Source organism: Haladaptatus sp. CMAA 1909 (genome assembly GCF_043952005.1).
Taxonomy (GTDB): domain Archaea; phylum Halobacteriota; class Halobacteria; order Halobacteriales; family Haladaptataceae; genus Haladaptatus.
Window position 1 is genome coordinate 73363 of sequence record NZ_JBIOAV010000002.1, and the last position, 18879, is coordinate 92241.

Here is an 18879-nt window from a genome sequence, read left to right on the forward strand (position 1 = left end):
GAACCGGGAAAGAGAAGTGGGATAATCGGGGGGACGAGTTCAGTCGTCCGCCGTTTTCGCGTCGCTCGACGGCTCTACGTCGTCGAGCGACGGGCTGTTCCAGTATTCGTGGGTCGTCTCCTCGCGGAAGCAGGCGGCCCGGTGTTCGCCGTTGACGACCTTCGACTCGGGCGACGACTGCTTGCAGGCCTCGCGGGCCTCGGGACAACGCGTATGGAACCGACAGCCGGACGGGGGATTCACCGGGTCCGGGATGTCGATGTTACGGAGCGGAACCTCGCCGTCGTCGCCGGGCAACAGGTCGGGCGTCGCCCACCGCAGCGCCTTCGTGTAGGGGTGGCGTGGGTCCTTGAGTATCTGTTCAGCGGGACCGATTTCCACGAGTTCGCCGAGGTACATGACGCCGATGAGTCCGTCCGACTTCTCGGTCAGGTAGCGGGCGTTCGAGAGGTCGTGGGAGATGAAGACGAACGAGGTGTCGAACACGTCCTGCAGTTCGAGCAGCAGTTCCATCATCTCGATGCGCAGCGACACGTCCAGCGCGCTGATGGCCTCGTCGGCGAGGATGAGGTCCGGGTTCATCAGGAGTGCGCGAATCAACACGACGCGTTGTTTCTCGCCGCCGGACAGTTGGTGCGGGTAGCGGTTCGCGTAGTCCTCCGGCGGCGACATGCCGACCCTGTTGAGCATGCCGTAGATGCGCGCCTGCCGATCCTCGCGGGTGAGTCCCGGTTGCCACTTCTTCAGCGGCGCGGCGAGCGATTTGACGATTTTTTGGTTCGGGTTGAGCGAACTGCCGGGGTCCTGATGGATTATCTGGAGCGACCGCCGGATGTCCCGGTACGGAACCTCGACGTCGCTCCCACCGTCGCGTGCTTCCCAGATGTCCTGCCCGCGAAACTTGACGCTCCCGCTCGTCGGGCGCTGGAGGCCGATCGCCGTCTTGCCGAGCGTCGTCTTCCCGCACCCGGACTCGCCGACGAGGGCGACGACTTTCTTTTCGGGAATTTCGAGCGAGACGCCGTTGACGGCGTTGACCACGTCGGGTTTCGAGAAGGCCCCAAGCAGGCCGTTGTCGCTCTCGAAATCGACCTGCACGTTTTCGAGCGAAATCACGGGGTCGGGGCTCATCGTCCGCCCTCCACGTCCTCGAGCGAAAAGGGAATCTCGTCGGCCGCTTCCTGCCAGTGGAAACATGCCGCGTGGTGGTCGTCATCGACGTGATGGAAGTCGGGAGACGCCTCTTCGCACAACCCATCCGCGAGGGGACAGCGCGGGTTGTACGAACAGCCGACGGGGGTATCGACCGGGTCGGGAGCCGACCCCGAAATCGGGTTCATGTTGTCGAGCGGCGTCGCCAGGTTCGGCGTCGCGTTCAGCAGTGACCGCGTGTACGGATGGGCGGCGTCCCGGAGTATCGCGTCGGTCGGGCCGAACTCGATGAACTCGAAGGCGTACATGACGGCGAGTCGGTCGGCGAGTTCGGCGACCAGCGGCAGGTCGTGGGTGATGAACACCATCGCGATCTCGTACTTTTGCTGTACCTCCTTCAGGAGCCGAAGAATCGACCGCTGCATGAGGAGGTCGAGCGCGGCGGTCGGTTCGTCCATCACGAGCACCTTCGGTTCCAACACCATGCTCAGCGCGATGAGTGTCCGCTGTTGCATCCCGCCGGAGAGTTCGTGCGGGTACGAATCGAGGACGCGTTCGGAATCGAGATAGAGGTCCGACAGCAGTTCGCGGGCGCGGTCCAACCCCACGTCGACGTCCGTGCTGTGTGCTTTCAGCGTCTCGACGAAGTGCGTCCGAATGTCCATCGTCGGGTTGAACGAACTCATCGCACCTTGGAACACCATCGAAATCTCCTCCCACCGAACCTTCCGGAGTTCGCGTTTGCTGAGGTTCAGCAGGTCTATCGGATTGTCGGGCGTGGGATAGTACGTTATCTCGCCGCTAAGTTCTCCGGGAGAGACGACGGCGTCGAGGAGCGCCGAGGCGAACATCGATTTGCCCGACCCGCTTTCGCCGACGACGCCCAGTATCTCCTCGCGCTCGATGTCGAAGCTCACGTCGTCGAGGACGCGGGATTCGCCCCGCTCCATGTCGAACCTGACGGTCGCGTCGCGCACTTCCAGAATCGGGTCCGAACTCCTGTACACCCTGCTTTCGGTTTCGCTCACTGTCATCGATTGGTCTCCATCGTCGAACCGCGTGGTCATGGCCGACCACCCACCCCCGCCGAGCGGACGGGACACGAATCGGTCGCGGTCGAGGCCGCCGCCGGGTCGTGGTCACTGCATCGCGCGTCGAACGGGGGAAATAGGTGGTTGGACTGGGGGTCGAGAACCATGATATAGGTAGAAGGGTAGTGGCACCGTGTTATATCTTTTGGTGTGTGGGGACATACCACTATTTTCTCCCGACGACCTCGGTACGAAACGAGACGTTCCAAGCGGGGGCCGATTCGGTGTCTCGGTTTCTCGTCCGTCTCCGTCCCCGTTCTCACGCGTAGGGTGCGTAGTCCGCGAGGAACTCGTCGCTTTCCACGTGCATCTCCGCGAGTTGCGCGTGGGACGGGGTGATCACCTGATTCGTTCGGAGCGCGGTCTGGACCGCGAGGAGGAGGGAGGCGGAGTTCAGGATTCTGGTGTTGGCGTGGCGCTCGCCGCGAACCGAGTCGAGGAACGCCGCGAGGAAGTCGCCGTACATCTGTTGATACTCGTCAGCCCCCGAACCGATACGGGCGGTTCGCGTCCGATCGTGAACGTCTAGAATCCCGAACGCGGGGTTTTCGTTCGGTCCTTCCAGTTGCAGCGTCACGTGCGAGTCGTTCTCGAACTCGATATCGACGACCGACCCGGGGCGGTTCTTCGGCGTCACTCGCGTCCACGTATCCCGCACGAGCATGCCGACCGTGTCCGTCAGGTGAACGCCGTAGTAGAAGGGATCGTTGTACCCCGTGCAGTACACCGTCCGGTTCGGCTGTGCCGTTGGAAACGCCGTGAGACGCGGATGGAAGGGAATGGCGGACCCGCCGAAGAGGGGAGTGTCACCGGCCGCGGCGGCGATGGCGTCGATGTCCTCGTGTCGGCCCGCGATGGGTTTGTCGATGAACGTCGGCACGTCCGCTTCGAGAAAGGGAACGGCGAGCGGACGGTGCGTGTTCCAGTTCACCGTGAGAATCATCACGGCATCGACCGTTCCGAGCATACCCGTGGGGTTTCGGTAGCGTGTCGCGTCGTACTGTGCGCAGAACTGCTTCACATACTCGTCGTCCCGAACCGCGCCGCCGTCCCAGACGGCGGCGACCGTCGCGTCGTCGCGTTGATCGATCAACCGTGCGAACGCCTCGGGATGACTCGTGTCTAAGCCTACGAGTCCGATATCTAACATCGATACACAGCATGTACAGCGGTAGGTCTTAATTGTTACTCCGATACTGTCCGCGAACGGTGAGGAAACAACGTTTATACTGGATGCCGCGAGTTACGAACCATGACACGGATAGGCATCCTCGGGAGCGGCTTCATGGCACAGGTGCACGCGATTCGGTACGACGACATCAACGGCGCGAACGTCGTCGGCGTCTGCTCACCCAGTTATCCGGAAGCGTTCGCGGCCGAGTTCGCACCCGACGCCGCCGTCCACGACGACCCGGAAGACCTGTTCGACGAGGAACTCGACGCCGTCGACATCTGTACCCCGACGGCGACGCACCGACCGCTCGTGGAAGCGGCCGCCGAGCGCGGACTCGACGTCCTCTGCGAGAAACCCGTCGAGCGAACGATGGAGGACGCGGTCGCCATCGAGGAGGCGGTATCGGACGCGGGAATCACGTTCCTGCCCGGTCACGTCCTCCGATTCTTCCCGGAGTACGTCGCGGCGAAAGAGCAGGTGGACGCCGGTGCCATCGGCACGCCGGGGACGGTCAGCGCGCTCCGTCAATCGCCCGTTGCCGCGACCCATCCGTGGTTTCACGACTTCGACGCGAGCGGCGGCGTGTTGCTCGATCTCGCGATTCACGACTTCGATTTCCTGCGCTGGACGATCGGAGCGGTCGAAAGCGTGTTCACCCGCCGACGAACGTGGGACGAAAACGAGTACACCACGACGATGCTTCGCTTCGAGGACGGAACGATAGGAACGGTGGACGCCCGCTGGCCGACGACCGACGAGGTTCCGTTCGTCACCGAGTTGGAAATCGCGGGCGACGACGGACTGATCGAGTTCGACAGCGAGACGGTGGATCCGCTTCGAGTGCACGCGGAAACGAACGAACCCCCGGCGAGCGACCCCGTCGACGTCCCCCTGACGAAGGACCCGTACCGGCTCGAACTGGAACATTTCCTCGCGTGCGTCCGAGGCGAGGAGACGCCATGCGTCTCGGTCGAGGACGGCATCGAGGCGATGTGCATCTCGCTTTCGGCTATCGAATCCGCGGAGCGAGGAATTCCCGTGTCCGTGAACCGAAACTAGTCCGCTACCGGTCGGACCTCTATGTCGCCGTCGCTCGAAATGCGTATCACGTGGCTTTCCATTCGGAACTCGACGCGTCCTCCTCGTCGACACCGACCGTTTTCACTGGGTTTGAACAGGTCGTTGAGGGCGTCGGGATCGATGTAGTCGTAGAGAGGGGTGATCTCCGCCGTATCGGTTCCCATCGTTTCGACCACCGCGTCGATGACCTGAACACACATCGAATCGGGATGGGTCCAACCGTGGCCTCGATCGTCGGCCGCCGTCGCCGTCTCGCCCCCTTCATACCGTTCGTGATCGCTCATCCCTCTGCCTCCTCCGGTCGCCGAACCACGTACACCATTCGATGGATACGTCGTGTGTTCTCGGGCATCATGGTACGATATGTCGAAGCTTTCGGACTTAACAGTTCGTGAATGTATTCTATCAAAATCGTGCTACTCGATAATCAGAACGGGAAGACGGTTCCCGTGCAACGATTTAATACAACCGGGTACTTCGGCGGTAGCAGAACCATGTTAGACATCGGGTTCGTCGGCGGCGGAAACATCGCCCGTTTCCACGCCAAGCGACTGGTGGAACTGGGAGAGAACGTCAGAGCGGTCGCCGACATCGACGCCGTCGCTGGGGAAGCGTTCGCCGACGCGTTCGGGGCGACGGAAACGTACGAAAGCTACCACCGAATGATGGACGAATCCGACCTCGACGTCGTGGTCGTCGCCGTTCCGAACGCGTTGCACGCGGACTGTGCGATTGCCGCACTCGAAGCGGACCTCGACGTGTTCGTCGAAAAACCGCTCGCTGACACGTACGCCGCCGCGGAGGAGGTCGCCACAGCGGCAAACCGGAGCAACGGACGGGTCATGGTCGGGTTCGTCAAGGCGTTCAGCGCGGAGTTCGAGGACGCAAAGGAGCGGGTCGCCGACGGCGAACTCGGAACGGTGTACGACGTGGAGGCGAAATACGTCCGCCGGCGGGGAATCCCGCAGTTGGGCGGGTGGTTCACCCGGAAGGAAATCGCGGGCGGCGGCGTCCTCATCGACACCGGCGTCCACGTCCTTCACCTCGCACTTTCCATCCTCGGCTTTCCGGAAATCGAGACGGTGAGCGCATCGACCGATTCGAAATTCGGCACGAAGGACGAGTACACGTATCTGAGCATGTGGGGAGGGAGCCTCCGCGACGACGGGGTGTTTGACGTCGAAGACCACGCCCGAGCGTTCATCCGAACGGCGGACGGGACGACCATCGACCTGCACGCAGCGTGGGCCTGCAACGACGAATCCGAGCAGCGACTCGCGTTCCGGGGTGACGACGCCGGCCTCGTAACCACCATCGACGGCGGGGAAACCGACGTACGACTGTACTCGACGGACAGGGACGCGCTCTCCGACGTCGACCTCGGTTTTCCCGATGACGACGGGTTCGTGAAGGAGTGGGCGTACTTCACCGACGTGGTACGCGGCGCTCGGGAGCACACGCGCAACACGCTCGAAGAAGGACTCGCCGTGCAGCGACTCGTCGAATCGATTTACGAGAGCGCAGAAACGGGACGGGAAGTCAGCGTCGAGGCGATTACGCCGACGCGATAACCTCTATTTCGACGCCGATGTCTATCGGCAGGTCGGCTACTTCGACGGCGCTTCGCGCCGGAAACGGTTCGGTCATGTAGTCGCCGTACACCTCGTTGATGTCCGCGTAGTCGTCCATCTCCCGAACGAAGACGGTCGCCTTGACCACGTCGTCGAGCGACGATCCCGCCGCTTCGAGGACGGCGGCGACGTTCTCCAGCGTCCGTTCAGTTTGGGTTCGGATGTCGTTGCCAACGATGTCGCCGGATTCGGGGTCGACCGGACCTTGGCCCGAGACGTAGATCCGGTCGCCGTCCTTGATTCCCTGTGAATACGGGCCGATACTCGCCGGTGCGTCGTCAGTACTGATTTCCTCCATACCAACGGCGGGGACTCGATGGGGCATAAAAGTACTGTCCCGAACGCGACCGTCAGGTCGTTAGCCGGACGTCGGATACGATACCGAAACGGGGTCGCCCGACTCGGCGGATTCGTAGGCCGCTTCGACGACGGCGACCGCGTCCACCGCGTCGTCGGGCGATATCTCGGGCCGGCGGTCGGTTCCCACGGCGTCGACGAAATCGCGGATGAGGCCCACGTTCGGGTCGGATCCCCAGTAGACGGACGCGATACCCGGTTTAGGGCCGCCATCGCGGGTGAGTTTGAACGTCTGGTCGAAACAGTCCACGTCGATACTTCCTTTCGTGCCGACCAGTTCGAGCGTGGCGTCCCCCCAGAAGTCCCACTCGTCCGGACGGCTCCACGAACCGTCGAGGGTGAACGCCGACCCGTCGGTGAGTTCCATCGAAAGGACGTTCACGTCCTCCACGCCGAGGGGTTCGAAGCGGGTGTCGTGCTGGGCGTACACTTCGGCGACGCGTTCGCCGGTCAGCCAACGGACGAGGTCGACGATGTGGACGGTATGATCCATCGCCGCGCCGCCGCCGCTCTTCGCCGGGTCGGCGAACCAGCTGCCGGGGCGCTGCCCGCGATTCGTGCCCGCGAGCAACCGAAGGGACCCGATTCGTCCGTTTTCGAGCTGTTTTTTGGCCCGTCTCGCCGGTTCCGAGAATCGGAGCGGCATCGCCACGCCGATGTGGACGCTCGCATCGAGACACACGTCCCGAATCCCGACGGCGTCGTCGACGGTCGTCGCGAGCGGCTTTTCACAGAGCACGTCGACGTCCGCCGCCGCGGCCCGTTCGACCCACTCGGAGTGAGCTGTGTTCTCCGAGCAAACGATGGCCCCGTCGGTGGAGGCGAGCAGTTCGTCAGTTTTGCGGAACTCGGCGTCGTGTTCTTCGGCGAACGTCCGTCCGCGGTCGGCATCGTCGTCGGCGACGCCGACGAATTCGACGTCGTCCGCCTCGCTCGCGATAGCAGCGTACGCGGCGGTGTGGACGTGCGCCGTGGAGAGAATTCCGATTCGTACCGCGCTCATTTCGTGACCACCGCTGGAGTTCGACAGTTCATAGCTCTCACTTCGTCTTACACCATATGAACGTTTGGCAGGTCGTTCCGAAATCTCGGTGAGCATATCGTCGACTTCGAATGCTGTCTATCTGTGCCGAACGGCGAGAGGGGAAAACCCCGAACGGTGACACTGAAAGTAGACGCGTTAGCCGATGAAACGAATGGGAAAACGGGCGAAATCACGAGAGTGACTCACTGAAAGAGCGGAACACGGTGTCATAACACGTGGTAACACGAGGAACACCTCTGTTAAGCAGGGCTGAACAGTTAAGTAGATAGTGTTCGTACACATCCTATGGAAAACAACACGCCAAAAAACACCGTGAATGCGGTGCAGACGTCGCTGACGATACTCGAAGCGCTCGGGGAGTTGGATGGAGCGGGCGTCACCGAACTCGCGGAGCACATCGGTGCCACGAAGGCGACGGTTTACAATCACCTCTCGACGCTCAAGGGAAGCCGATACGTCGTCAAGGAGGACGACGACACCTACCGTCTCGGACTTCGGTTCCTCGACATCGCACACCACGCCCGAAACCGCGTTCGGATTTTCGACCTCGTCCGACAGGAGGTCGATGCGCTGGCCGAGGAAACCGGGGAAATGGTGCTTTTCACCGTCGAGGAACACGGCGTCGGAATCTGCCTCTACCGAGCCTACGGGGAGCAGGCGATTCGAACACCGCTGTACGTCGGACATCAGTCGGGTCTTCATCACACGGCGGTCGGTAAGGCGATACTCGCCCATTTGCCCGAAGAGCGACGGCGGGAAATCCTCGACCAGCAGGCCTTGGACGAAGTCACGAGCAACACGATAACGGATCGGGAGGAGCTCCTCGAGGAACTGGACGGCATCCGCGAAACGGGTATCGCTACGAGTAGCGAGGAGACGATACAGGGATTGATCGGGGTCGGCGCACCGATCATCGACCAGAACCGTGCCGTCGTGGGAGCCATCAGCATCATCGGACCGCGGAGTAGAATGAAGGGGGACCGATTACAAGAAGAGTTACCCGACCAGATACAACGAAGCGTCAATATCATTGAAATCAATATGACATCGATCTGATCGCGTCGGTTCCACACGATTTTACCCTTTCTCCCGTCAACCGTTGCTTTGAACGGTTTCCTTGTGTTAGTCGTGTGGAGCGTTCAGCTGGATAAAACGGGGTCGTGTCGGACAGCGTTACTTCGAGAAAGGCGTTTAGCACGCATAAGAGGTAGGAGATGGAGTCCTGAGTGGGATGGTGCACGCGACGGTGGAGAAACGAAGTCAGAACCCATGACAGCAGTAGTACTGTAATGCATATCCTTCGAGCAGTGCAGCATCGTTATTCCATTCATGACGAGTTTCAACGGTAATGCGTCGATACGGGGCGAATGAAAACGACGGTTCGCCGGATGGGATGCGGACGTCGTGGTCGCAAAATCGAGCGCTTCGGATTGATGTTACAATTTTAGTTCTGTAATGGAAGCCGTGGAGCGCGTTCAAAACGCAAACTTCGATGTTCGTGCACCGTCGGGATCGCGGCGTTCCAGCGGCGAACCGACTCGGAAGTTTGTCCGTAGAACCACCGCGCGAGGTGGAGCGCTTTCCATTCGCGCCGTACTCGGTAGCGTCGTACTTCGTGCGGCAAAATCGGTTTCAGTACCGTTCGCGCATGGATGAAGCGGGGGGTATCGGGGACAGATCACTTCCGATTATGGATTTATTGTCAAGTAGCTTAGTAGAGTTTGTTCGAAAAATAGCGAGTTTGTCTCAAAATACGTTACTCGATCTGAGCAAGTAATCTTTAGGTACTCGCGCGCGAATACGTGACATCGAACTCCTCGTTCAACAGGCGTTGCACAAGTGGAATGTTCCATTCTGCAGCATCGTAGCCAGCATTTGCAGGTGACTCACACAGAAGTTGGGAGAGTTCCCTCTGTTCTTCGCGATCCAGTTTCGGTGGGCGTCCCGGTCGAGCCTTATTCCGAGCTGCTTCACGAGCCGGTTCTTCCTCGAATCGTTGAAGCCAGTTATAAATCGTCTTCCGTGAGAGCCCATACCACTCGGCTAAGTCCGTCTGCGAAACGCCCTGTTTGTAGGCGATCGCAACCATGAGACGTTTCGTCGCGTAGACGTCGTCCACATCCTCGAGTGCTTTCTGAAGTTCAGAAGTCGAGACGTTCACTAGGTGTGGCATTACAGATGAAGACGAGCGAACAGTGTAAATAATTTTGGGACAGTAAATGACTCACAAACTCTCTTTTCAAATATCTATCTAAGAGAACGAGTCGCAGGAGAGAATTTAATCGTCCGTCCGACGTATTGATACAAAATAGAGTCTCGAGAGGAATTTCAAATTCACCAAGCAACATATCGAGTTCCGAAACGACATCCTCCGGTTCTTTGCTTGGTTGTGTACCAAATAGTACCGGTTCACTCAATTCGTGATCTTCAAGGATACAAAGTAAATAGCGAATCCGATGAGTTTCATAGTCGGGCACTGTCTAGTTTAGTTCCTCTTCGACAGGTGTTCGATTGTCGAGCAATTGGTGCGGTCCTTGATTGTTATAGTAATGCACAAACTGTTCAAGACACTGCTGGACGCTCGGCCGACTGCCCACCTACGACTTATGAAAGCGGTCGATGCGCTGATTGAGCGTGTGAAACCACTTTCGATCAGGTTTCGCTCGGTGTAGTTGAGCTGACCGCTCAACCCAATTCGAAAGAGGGCAGTCCGATACCCGTAGCCATCAACGAGAAACACAGCGTTGACGAGACGTGGAGCGTCTCGTCCGCCAACCAGAAATCTTTGATTTCTGGTGACGTCCGAGAGATCGTGTTTCTCGACCAATCCAGACAGAAATGAAGCCGCTTGATCGGTCCCATGCTAATCAAACACTTCGATACCGAGTAGCAGTTTTGTTTCGGTGTCTATTGCAGCGTACACCCACAACCACTCGCCGTTAATTTTGACAGCGGTTTCGTCCACCGCGACCCGCGTCGGCTGCGCCGACAGCGGGTCGGAAAAGCTGTCATCGAGACAATGTACGCACTGAAAATTGCCTGTTGTGAGCGCTTTACGCCGAATCGTCGAAGAATTGCTTTTGTTTTCTGAATGAACAACCGGTCGCATGGAGGCGGACGGCGAACGCCCTGACGGGCGTCACCAGAACGCGTCGCGTTCTGGTTGGCGAACGAGACGCTCCGCGTCTCGTCAACGTCGCCATCCGCTCATTCTCCCAATATTCAAGATTTGCCGTCTCTAACGTTTCACTGAGCAGTTCTTGGGTGAGCATAGACACTAAAACCACGGAACTGCTCGCTTCTTAAACTGGCCTAACTAGACAGTACCCCCAAGACTATAATGTAATTTGATAGCATCCTGAGGAGAGTAGTGGGAGATCGATTGCCCACACCTCGACTAAATGGCCATGAGGCCACATTGACAAACGTATCTGTCCTTTGCAGGACGCTAATTCATACATGTTCGCCTAACATGAATCAATTGATGTGACAGTGGTCACTGTTTAATTCATCTTCTACATAGTCGATCTGTGCACTGTGTAACAGTGAGTACAACGAACTACTCTTTCTCGACCGATTGGTAGTACTACAGGTGCCAAGCGCACGCTACGGCAAGCGCTTACAATGGGAGCATGCTTTCAGACCAGTCGACTCAAACGAGACTTGGAATGATAAACACCGGGTGAGAGTTATCTATGAGTGGATTGCGCTTGAGTTTCCCGTCACATTCATGACAAACGATGTATGTCGTTGCCGCGGAGGCTATTTTACCACAGCGGACGCATTCATACAGCAGATCTCCTACCTCCGACGTGCGATATCGTTTGGTGAGTGTGTCGAGTAGGGATATTTTTTGTTCCTCAGGCAAGGGGGTTCGGGACGAAGTCCATGATAATTATTGACTACTTACTGATGGAAGTAATTATCCGATCACTGTCTTGTATCGATCCGAATCGAATCTACTGGTTAGTATAATATACTATCTTTTTGCGATACACCGTACACGAACGCTTACCGGAGGTACCCACTCTGTGAGGCTACGTTTCGTTTCACTTCCGCACCGGTTGGCTGACTTCTTTATCAATCACCTTCGAAGAGGAATCTGCAGTCAGCGTAACCCAGTCAACGGCGTGGCTCCTGTGCCCCTACCCATCCTTCCACGCCGTGTACTTCCCTTGTATTCAATCACCAACGAGGCGAGTGTCATTTTGTCCCAAGGCTTTACGTCGGTAGTTCCTGTCTTTGATTATATCGATGATTTCGAATCGGCGATCACCACTCACACCACTTGCGCAAGAATCGCTCGAGACACTCGCAAACGCACTGCCGAGTGAGGGAGAACTCACGTACGAGCAAGCGTATGCAACCCTTAAAGATCGTGAGGAGCTCGAGCAGCCTGCTGCCGAAGATATCATCGAACGACTCTACATGCGAGGCCACATCTACGAAGTCGAAGGAAAGATTCGGCTGACGGATTATCGACCTGAATAGCAAGACGGCCTCGGTGATACAGCCACAGTCGGCCCTCGGATTTGACGGCTCCAACCTCACTCACATCTCTATTCAATTACCTCGATAATTGTCGCCGCCGTCCTACGGATTCGTCCAAGCCGATCTTGAATCGCGTCCGAATCATCGTTCTGCCATGCTGCGAGGTAGAATGCTGAGCCACTCGTGTCCAATCCAACGTATCGACCAACGATGTACGCGACGGCTTCTGCTTCGACTTCACGCTTCGATCGCTCACACGCATCATCAACATCGAAGTGCAGCAGTGCGTGAGCGTATTCGTGGATCAGCGTCACAGCGAGATCCGCCTGATTTGCCCGTGCTTTCACCTCCACGATTGGCTGGAGATCGTACAGACTCCGCTGTTTGCAGACGCCCTTCGCCTTGCCGTGTTCCCAGTCGTTAGCATCGACGATACGAACCGTCACACCGAGCTCATCGGCTGCATCTTGAAGAGTAGGAACGAGATTTTCAGCATTGCCCGTTGCTTCGGTCTCCAATTCGGGAAGTGGTTCACCCTCGGTCTGAGACACATCGAACACAGCCGTGGGTTTGAATCCGACCAGTCCTTTCGACCACGCTTCTGGTGGTGTCTCGTCGTATTCACACTCACTTTGCTCGTGGTAGCTGGGTGAGTTCTCGCACTCCGGACATTGCTTCGTGATGATCGGCGCCCAGATCCAGATTCCGTTCTCACCTTCCTGGACGTGACGATCGAACTCGCTTCGCCAGGTGTTGTATCCTGCAACCTTCGTCGCATTTGGACATTGAAGCGTGATCAAGAGCGTGTTCCGATGGGAGTAATCGTGGAATTTCGACTGGACATCTAGCCACTCTTGGAACTGCTGACTCACTCTCGCCTCGTCAGTCAAGGCAGTGAGGTCGTCGATCCAGTGTTCGATCGTGTTGTGCATTTCGTCACGTCGGGTGTCATACTCGTCGAACGACACCGCAGGGGTAGTACTCTGACCCATTGATTTTGGACACGGACGCTTCTATCGAGCGCCCCGCACCCCCTGGGGGCTGAAAAAATCTTTTTTCGTTGCTTGAGTTCAGGCTTGGTATGGTGCCCAGCTTAACCAACACGGCTTGCACTACAGGCACTATGTTGGTTAATTACTGAACAAGGGAAATTCACCAGTAGATGTTTTCTTAATAGTGGACATCCGCCGGAATGATCCACAGCTGCTCGTCGGTCTCGAGTACATGATCGAGATGTTCACGATTACGAATCGCGTCGCCGAACTCGGTGTATAAGTAGAGCGACGGGCCACGATACGCGCCCAGATTGTAACAAGCGTGGCGGGCAAGGTCTTTGTCGTGCATGAGTTCGTCATCACTGAACTCGGTGACCGCAGTTCTTACCCGCTCGAGATTTCGTTCGAACTCCTGTCTGGTTGCTTCCCAGCCACGCTCGAGGAGTTTTTCGCCGTCGTCGGAGTCGACTGGTGCGATGACTGGGAGTTCGCCCCATCGGGCCTTCCCTGCGACGGACGACCGCTCGTCATCGAACATCACATAGTAATCAAAGATGGCAGCATTGTCGGGGCCAGCTCCGACCAGCCGATCGAACGCTGCTTTTGCGCATGCAAGTGCCGTCTCTTCAGTCGATGCTTCCACGAGTGCGTAAATTACCTGGTGCATTTTAGTCACCTCGCCGACGCATTGGTTCGACACGACTCTATCACACAACACCTCGTTTGTGCACCGGCACCCATCGCCGGCGCCAATAAAATCCTCCTGCGAAAAGCGCCGATTCACACGAGATTTGCACTACTCTTCCGGGAGATCGCGACGCCCGGATCGCACACAGGGTCAACACGGAAAGCCACCCAATCCATCACAGTCACAGTCCGCTGGCTGATCCGTGTCACTGTCGTTTACATGGGTTTCAGATTCAGTCTCAATTTGTGTCCCGCCGTCTGCGACGAGAGAATGATCAGTCGCCGCTTGCAGGAGTGGCGTTCGAATTGCGACGCCAACCCGATGTTTGCATGCACCGTCGTACCGTGCATCCGCTGGACACTCACAGACGATGGGGATCCCATTGCGAACTGTGACGAGATATTCATGGTCGGCCGGATTCGCGTGACTCGTATTGCGAACGAGGACACCCTTCGTTGTGAGTGAAAATTCGAGGGCTTCGTACTGGGCGCGCTTTGCAACTCGCTTCGTGAACGTCAGTTGAGATAGGACGTTTGTACTGGACATACTCGCTCCACGAGGCACGCAGTGTGCCCCGCACCCCTCGGGGGCAACAAAAACACGTTTTCGACGTGTGCAGAACCGAATCTCTCGTAGTAATGGTTGAAAGGAAATTAGGTCGGTCAATCGAATCGGTAAATCGCGATCCCGTCATGGCCACAGTCTGGACACTCGCTCGTTTCGACCTTGACCGTGGTTCCACACTGTCGGCACTCAGCGATGACAGTGCTGCGCGACCGACTAGTGAGCTGCATCAGGAGGTCTTTCATGCCAACTCTGTCCCGTGGTTGGTCCGTTGGTCGCAGATGTTGAAGCCACAGTCCTCACAGACCGTTTCAATCACGTTGGTGGTGACCAAGCCGCCGCATTCAGGACATTGGGTAGTTGATTCGTTCGGTACGTCTTCATCGAAGCCCGTTGCGTAGCTGCCGCTGAGTCTCATCGAAATCACTCTTTGTGGAGACGCTCGTAGTGGAACGCCCCGCACCCCTCCGGGGGCGAAAAAACGCCTGCGGTCAGGTCACACTGTCAATTAACAAGCACGCTTGACACGATTCACTGCCGATATCTTGTTTCTGTGGTTAGTATATTATACTAACTCAGTCCCGTTCGATGCCTTGCCCGTCGAGAACCGGACTTTCGGAAATCCAAATCGGAAACGGATGGAGCGGTGTCGGATTCCACCGCCCTTGCCGAACGTTCTGATCCTGATCGACCACGGTAGAGTCGCGTCCAACTGCGACAGCCGAAGCGGAATCGAGCTATCGACACCTTGGTTCCAGCAGTCCGTCGGACCGGTGTGGAACTCATCACAAATGTATCGGCCAATTCGTTCGACATCAGCGCGTCCTCATCGAGATTTGGTGCACAAAATGTGGGACTCTGCGTGGCCGAATGGTCAGAGACAGCGTGAGTTTCCGGTTGGGTTTCTATGGGTGATATGACTCCGTCTCCACCACCAATGGAGAGCGAGTGTTCCACCCTTTGCTGCGCTGCCCAGCACGGTAGTCACTCGGACTGGTCGATGTTGATACGTTCTGTATTGGAATATTCGGAAGCGACCCTGGCTTGCCTAAGGGGATCTTGGTAGTCGTGTTTACCTGCAATGAGCCAAACCAGCCATATTGAAGCAGGATGGGACGCGTATCGACGAGCGCTTCGACCGACTGATCAAGCAGTCTTTGATCGACTCTTCGAGTATGCCCAGCTACATACCGATCCCAGCACGGTTCACAAACCCCTGTTCGTCGAGACGCCGATCCTCATCTCGATTCTGATCGAACAGCAGCAACAACTCGACGACTTGGCGGATCGACTCGATCACGTCGAGGACGATTTGAACGATTAGGGATGAGACGATGGTGTACAAAATCGACTACGTCGACGGCGACGTGCACACCTGGTCGGTGACCGAGACGGGGGTGAATTGCGAAGTCGATGAATCGTATACGCCGACGATCTACGTGTCGGTGCATGGTGACGGCGATTTTTCGACGGCACGTGCGGCACTCCGTGACCATCCTGCCGTTGTGCAGGTTACTGTCGTCGATGAACGCGTAAGCTTTCGGCACGACCCCGAGCAAGTACTCCAAGTGGATGTGATCGACCTCAAGGCAGTGAATTCAGTGGCACGAATGGTAAGTAAGTGGGGCTCCCCTGGTGAGTATCGGTGTTACAACATCGATTTCTCGCGGGAGTTCCGCTACTGTCTCGAAGAAGGGATTGACCCACTGCCGAACCATGAACTCTCGCAGATGCAGATTGCCGTCTCGGAGACGGAACTCGTGAGTGAGCGGGTTACAGAACTCACGATTGACGATGAGACGGTGACTGGGAGTGGGGAGGACGTGCTAACCACACTGTCGGCTCGTGTTGAGCGTGTTGACCCCGACGTTCTGTTCTTAAATACCAGTGACCTCATTCCCGTTCTGTTCCAGCAGGCCGATCGGCTCGATGTGGAGTTTCACCTCGGACGACAGCCCGGATGGCAGCAGTTGGCGAGCGAATCGACCTACGAAAGCTACGGACAAGTCGGGCACTCCCCGGCACGGTATAATTTGCCCGGTCGGGTGATTATCGACGGTTCGAATACGTTCATGTGGAATCAGACGAATCTCGATGGCTGTCTGTATCTCGTGGAGAAATCAGGAAAACCACTGCAGGAGTTGGCGTGGTCATCAATCGGGACCATTCTGACCGGGATTCAGATACAGGAGGCACGGGAGCGAGACGTGCTTGTGCCGTGGCGTTCGTGGCGACATGAGAAGTTCAAAACAATGCGCCAGCTGCACGATGCCGACCGGGGTGGGTTCACCTTTGCGCCGGACGTCGGCCTGCACGAAGACGTTCACGAACTCGATTTCTCCTCGTTGTATCCGAATATCATTGTCACGCGGAACGTGAGTCCGGAAAAGATCCGCTGTGAGTGCCATGCTGGGCGGGAGGACGTACCGGGCATTGGCTACTCGATTTGTGATGAGCGAGGCTATCTCCCGGACGTGCTTGAGCCGTTGCTCGAGGATCGGGATGCGATCAAAGCCGAGATTCGTGAGACTGAGGACGAAGAGCGTCGCGAGGAGTTGGAAGGGCAATCGAGCGCGATCAAGTGGATTCTAGTCTCGTGTTTCGGCTATCAGGGCTTTTCGAACGCAAAATTCGGACGCATTGAGTGCCACGAAGCGATCAACGCGTATGCACGGGAGATTCTGTTGGAAACGAAAACGGTGCTCGAGGAGCATGGGTGGCGCATTGTGCATGGCATCGTTGATAGTGTATGGGTGACACCGATCGACGGGGAGGAACAGACGTCGTTATCTGCGCTTGCATCGGAGATTTCCGAGCAGGTGGAGATTCGGCTTGAACACGAAGCCCATTACGACTGGATATCGTTTGTGCCGTTGCGTGATTCGGACGCTGGTGCCTTGACGAAGTACTTCGGGAAGGTCGCTGGCAAAGATGAGTACAAGTACCGGGGCATCGAGTGTCGGCAACGAAGTACGCCGTCGTATATCGACGATGCGCAGAAGGAGTTGATTCGAGCGGTCGATGAGTACCGCGATCCAGAAATGGTTTGTGAGGAATTGCGGTCATGGGTTGATCGGCTCGAACGTGGGGCGGTCGATCCGAGTGCGTTAGTGATTACGAATCGGATTTCGAAACAACGGGAGGACTACACGCAATCGACGCGGAGTGTGGCGGCATTAGAGCGGGCGGCTGAGTTGGGGTTGACGCGTGCACCTGGTCAGAGTGTGTCGTATGTGGTGGTTGATGATGCGAAGGACTCGCGAGAGCGGGTGATGTTGGCGAGTGAAGAGTTAAACGGATATGATATTGGATTTTATCGGGAATTGTTGGTTCGTGCGGCAGCGAGCGTGTTATCGCCGCTTGGGTGGCGAGAATCAGAGATTGAGCAGGAATTGGGGCAGTATACCGAGTCGAGTTTGGCATCGTTTAGGTAACATTTGTATACTGCCATCAATCCTGATCCAAGAGGTCGATAGCGAAGATCAAATAACTTGCTCAAAGAGTCTCACTGCCACTATTGCAAGCGTGATGCCGGTTGCACTTGCTGCCATTCGAATCGCTCCTCGTTTAATCCGGGCATTCAGATCCTGTCCATCAGGCACATAGCCGAATCGTTTAACAAAAAAGTTCGCTGCGATTCCGGATACCATCAGAAATGCTCCACCATATAGTGATGGATCAATTGGTACCAACACTGGAAATACAAGCGGAATCCCGATCACAACGATAGCTGTCCATCCGACCATGAAGTGACGAATCCATCGAGTGCGACGATGAGAGGCGTCATACAATGCAGTGACTGCTGGGAGAGACAAACCATATTGTGTGAGTTCCGAGCGGACCCGCTCATAGTCCTCATATGGTATAACAAAGCTATCTGGGTCGGTATAATTCGTGTTGTGGTATACCACGTCCACGACTACATGGCCGGGGATCGGATACGGACGAAGTCGCTCCACTTCTCCGAGTTCAATTCCCGGATTGTCGCCGACAATCGCGGCGGCTACTGCATTCTGCTCGTAGTCGACATTTGGGAGGGTGATTGCAATGCGCTCCTGGTCGTGGTTCAGTGAATAGTGCGTCGCGCTTTCCCCACCTGCTCGAAACCAGACCATGAGGAAGTAAATAAATGCGAGGAAAAGGAAGGCATACAGGGCTGGTTTACCGACGAACGGGTATGCTGCGAGAGCGAGACCAGACGGGGCACCGATCAACAGTACCCAGTGCCACGACTTCATACTGACAATCGTGCACCAGCATCGGAGTGGAAGGTATCTGAGCTGCTCGAGAGTGAGCTGCCACTGCAGGTGATTGCCGCGGGTGTCCTCCCATGCAGACATATGTACTAAATCCAGTCGAATTGATATAATGGTTCGGTGTGGCAGTTCGCACTTTACTACAGTAGTTAGGCGATGTTGATTGAACCGATTGAGATTAGGATGCCCTGCTGCTTTCTATCTCGAGAATAGTCTGAACCGCAGAGAGGAGTGTCGTACCGAACGAATTTCTATATTGTGCCAAGAGAAACACTGATTTGGCGTACTTTCTTTGTGTACATCTATGCCGCTATCTTCAGTTGACAGCGCACGGTGCCCCGAGTGTGATCAGACG

General features: G+C 56.9%; 17 protein-coding genes and 2 pseudogenes. 5 read left to right on the top strand and 14 right to left on the bottom strand.

All coding sequences use genetic code 11. From position 1 onward, the window contains the following. Positions 1-39 precede the first annotated feature (39 nt). The 4 genes from ACGYLY_RS18440 to ACGYLY_RS18455 form a co-directional block, all read right to left on the bottom strand. Positions 40-1131, bottom strand: coding sequence for an ABC transporter ATP-binding protein (locus ACGYLY_RS18440; protein ID WP_395284335.1), 1092 nt, complete (start codon positions 1129-1131; stop codon positions 40-42). After that, positions 1128-2219 (bottom strand): ABC transporter ATP-binding protein, encoded by a 1092-nt coding sequence (locus ACGYLY_RS18445; RefSeq protein WP_395284334.1) that lies wholly within the window; start codon positions 2217-2219, stop codon positions 1128-1130. Before ACGYLY_RS18445 ends, ACGYLY_RS18440 begins: the two co-directional genes overlap by 4 nt. Beyond that, positions 2216-2350: a hypothetical protein gene (locus ACGYLY_RS18450; protein WP_395284333.1), complete on the bottom strand. Its 135-nt coding sequence runs from the start codon at positions 2348-2350 to the stop codon at positions 2216-2218. Before ACGYLY_RS18450 ends, ACGYLY_RS18445 begins: the two co-directional genes overlap by 4 nt. A 152-nt stretch (positions 2351-2502) precedes the next feature. Then, complete coding sequence (locus ACGYLY_RS18455; RefSeq protein WP_395284332.1) at positions 2503-3393, bottom strand: Gfo/Idh/MocA family oxidoreductase; 891 nt, start codon at positions 3391-3393, stop codon at positions 2503-2505. Positions 3394-3495: 102 nt separating this feature from the next. Here ACGYLY_RS18455 and ACGYLY_RS18460 point away from each other — a divergent pair, with 102 nt between their 5' ends. After that, on the top strand, positions 3496-4476 hold the full coding sequence (locus ACGYLY_RS18460) for a Gfo/Idh/MocA family protein (RefSeq protein ID WP_395284331.1): 981 nt from the start codon (positions 3496-3498) through the stop codon (positions 4474-4476). Here the strand turns inward: ACGYLY_RS18460 and ACGYLY_RS18465 are convergent. Further along, complete coding sequence (locus ACGYLY_RS18465; protein ID WP_395284330.1) at positions 4473-4781, bottom strand: HalOD1 output domain-containing protein; 309 nt, start codon at positions 4779-4781, stop codon at positions 4473-4475. The two genes, ACGYLY_RS18460 and ACGYLY_RS18465, sit on opposite strands and share 4 nt — an antisense overlap. Positions 4782-4991: 210 nt before the next feature. On the opposite strand from ACGYLY_RS18465, the gene ACGYLY_RS18470 reads away from it, so the two are divergent. After that, positions 4992-6068 carry a Gfo/Idh/MocA family protein gene (locus ACGYLY_RS18470; protein WP_395284329.1) on the top strand — a complete coding sequence of 359 codons (1077 nt, stop codon included), beginning with the start codon at positions 4992-4994 and terminating at the stop codon, positions 6066-6068. Here the strand turns inward: ACGYLY_RS18470 and ACGYLY_RS18475 are convergent. Together ACGYLY_RS18475 and ACGYLY_RS18480 are read right to left on the bottom strand one after the other, a co-directional pair. Beyond that, complete coding sequence (locus ACGYLY_RS18475) at positions 6052-6426, bottom strand: RidA family protein (protein WP_395284328.1); 375 nt, start codon at positions 6424-6426, stop codon at positions 6052-6054. The genes ACGYLY_RS18470 and ACGYLY_RS18475 overlap by 17 nt on opposite strands. 60 nt (positions 6427-6486) lie before the next feature. Then, positions 6487-7488 carry a Gfo/Idh/MocA family protein gene (locus tag ACGYLY_RS18480; RefSeq protein WP_395284327.1) on the bottom strand — a complete coding sequence of 334 codons (1002 nt, stop codon included), beginning with the start codon at positions 7486-7488 and terminating at the stop codon, positions 6487-6489. A 327-nt stretch (positions 7489-7815) separates the two neighbouring features. Here ACGYLY_RS18480 and ACGYLY_RS18485 point away from each other — a divergent pair, with 327 nt between their 5' ends. Further along, positions 7816-8586, top strand: a complete 771-nt coding sequence (locus ACGYLY_RS18485) for an IclR family transcriptional regulator (RefSeq protein WP_395284326.1) — start codon at positions 7816-7818, stop codon at positions 8584-8586. Between the two features lie 724 nt (positions 8587-9310). On the opposite strand, the gene ACGYLY_RS18490 is transcribed toward ACGYLY_RS18485, so the two are convergent. From ACGYLY_RS18490 to ACGYLY_RS18515, 6 genes and pseudogenes are all read right to left on the bottom strand, one after another. Continuing rightward, entirely contained in the window at positions 9311-9703 is a 393-nt protein-coding gene (locus ACGYLY_RS18490; RefSeq protein ID WP_395284325.1) for a helix-turn-helix domain-containing protein, read from the bottom strand. A gap of 307 nt (positions 9704-10010) precedes the next feature. Continuing rightward, positions 10011-10802, bottom strand: a pseudogene (locus ACGYLY_RS18495) (IS6 family transposase). Between the two features lie 1287 nt (positions 10803-12089). Continuing rightward, the gene (locus tag ACGYLY_RS18500) at positions 12090-13013 is read right to left on the bottom strand and encodes a DUF955 domain-containing protein (protein ID WP_395284324.1); all 924 of its coding nucleotides are present in this window, start codon (positions 13011-13013) and stop codon (positions 12090-12092) included. A gap of 178 nt (positions 13014-13191) precedes the next feature. Further along, positions 13192-13683, bottom strand: a complete 492-nt coding sequence (locus ACGYLY_RS18505; RefSeq protein WP_395284323.1) for a hypothetical protein — start codon at positions 13681-13683, stop codon at positions 13192-13194. A 171-nt stretch (positions 13684-13854) separates the two neighbouring features. Then, positions 13855-14250, bottom strand: coding sequence for an SWIM zinc finger family protein (locus tag ACGYLY_RS18510; protein ID WP_395284322.1), 396 nt, complete (start codon positions 14248-14250; stop codon positions 13855-13857). A 268-nt stretch (positions 14251-14518) separates the two neighbouring features. After that, a pseudogene (locus ACGYLY_RS18515) lies at positions 14519-14686 on the bottom strand (transcription initiation factor IIB family protein); the annotation flags it as partial. A 663-nt stretch (positions 14687-15349) separates the two neighbouring features. Here ACGYLY_RS18515 and ACGYLY_RS18520 point away from each other — a divergent pair. Together ACGYLY_RS18520 and ACGYLY_RS18525 are read left to right on the top strand one after the other, a co-directional pair. Then, the gene (locus ACGYLY_RS18520; RefSeq protein ID WP_395284321.1) at positions 15350-15592 is read left to right on the top strand and encodes a hypothetical protein; all 243 of its coding nucleotides are present in this window, start codon (positions 15350-15352) and stop codon (positions 15590-15592) included. Between the two features lie 10 nt (positions 15593-15602). Beyond that, entirely contained in the window at positions 15603-17702 is a 2100-nt protein-coding gene (locus ACGYLY_RS18525) for a type B DNA-directed DNA polymerase (RefSeq protein WP_395284320.1), read from the top strand. Positions 17703-17750: 48 nt separating this feature from the next. Here the strand turns inward: ACGYLY_RS18525 and ACGYLY_RS18530 are convergent, their stop codons facing one another. Continuing rightward, a complete protein-coding gene (locus tag ACGYLY_RS18530) occupies positions 17751-18608 on the bottom strand; it encodes a hypothetical protein (RefSeq protein ID WP_395284319.1) in 858 nt (285 codons plus the stop codon). Positions 18609-18879: the final 271 nt, after the last annotated feature.

Coding starts and splice junctions, on each gene's coding strand:
- ACGYLY_RS18520 (WP_395284321.1), top strand. CDS start 15,350: ATGAGCCAAACCAGCCATATTGAAGCAGGATGGGACGCGTATCGACGA.
- ACGYLY_RS18485 (WP_395284326.1), top strand. CDS start 7,816: ATGGAAAACAACACGCCAAAAAACACCGTGAATGCGGTGCAGACGTCG.
- ACGYLY_RS18500 (WP_395284324.1), bottom strand. CDS start 13,013: ATGGGTCAGAGTACTACCCCTGCGGTGTCGTTCGACGAGTATGACACC.
- ACGYLY_RS18455 (WP_395284332.1), bottom strand. CDS start 3,393: ATGTTAGATATCGGACTCGTAGGCTTAGACACGAGTCATCCCGAGGCG.
- ACGYLY_RS18450 (WP_395284333.1), bottom strand. CDS start 2,350: ATGGTTCTCGACCCCCAGTCCAACCACCTATTTCCCCCGTTCGACGCG.
- ACGYLY_RS18475 (WP_395284328.1), bottom strand. CDS start 6,426: ATGGAGGAAATCAGTACTGACGACGCACCGGCGAGTATCGGCCCGTAT.
- ACGYLY_RS18505 (WP_395284323.1), bottom strand. CDS start 13,683: ATGCACCAGGTAATTTACGCACTCGTGGAAGCATCGACTGAAGAGACG.
- ACGYLY_RS18470 (WP_395284329.1), top strand. CDS start 4,992: ATGTTAGACATCGGGTTCGTCGGCGGCGGAAACATCGCCCGTTTCCAC.
- ACGYLY_RS18530 (WP_395284319.1), bottom strand. CDS start 18,608: ATGTCTGCATGGGAGGACACCCGCGGCAATCACCTGCAGTGGCAGCTC.
- ACGYLY_RS18445 (WP_395284334.1), bottom strand. CDS start 2,219: ATGACCACGCGGTTCGACGATGGAGACCAATCGATGACAGTGAGCGAA.
- ACGYLY_RS18440 (WP_395284335.1), bottom strand. CDS start 1,131: ATGAGCCCCGACCCCGTGATTTCGCTCGAAAACGTGCAGGTCGATTTC.
- ACGYLY_RS18465 (WP_395284330.1), bottom strand. CDS start 4,781: ATGAGCGATCACGAACGGTATGAAGGGGGCGAGACGGCGACGGCGGCC.
- ACGYLY_RS18510 (WP_395284322.1), bottom strand. CDS start 14,250: ATGTCCAGTACAAACGTCCTATCTCAACTGACGTTCACGAAGCGAGTT.
- ACGYLY_RS18460 (WP_395284331.1), top strand. CDS start 3,496: ATGACACGGATAGGCATCCTCGGGAGCGGCTTCATGGCACAGGTGCAC.
- ACGYLY_RS18490 (WP_395284325.1), bottom strand. CDS start 9,703: ATGCCACACCTAGTGAACGTCTCGACTTCTGAACTTCAGAAAGCACTC.
- ACGYLY_RS18480 (WP_395284327.1), bottom strand. CDS start 7,488: ATGAGCGCGGTACGAATCGGAATTCTCTCCACGGCGCACGTCCACACC.
- ACGYLY_RS18525 (WP_395284320.1), top strand. CDS start 15,603: ATGGTGTACAAAATCGACTACGTCGACGGCGACGTGCACACCTGGTCG.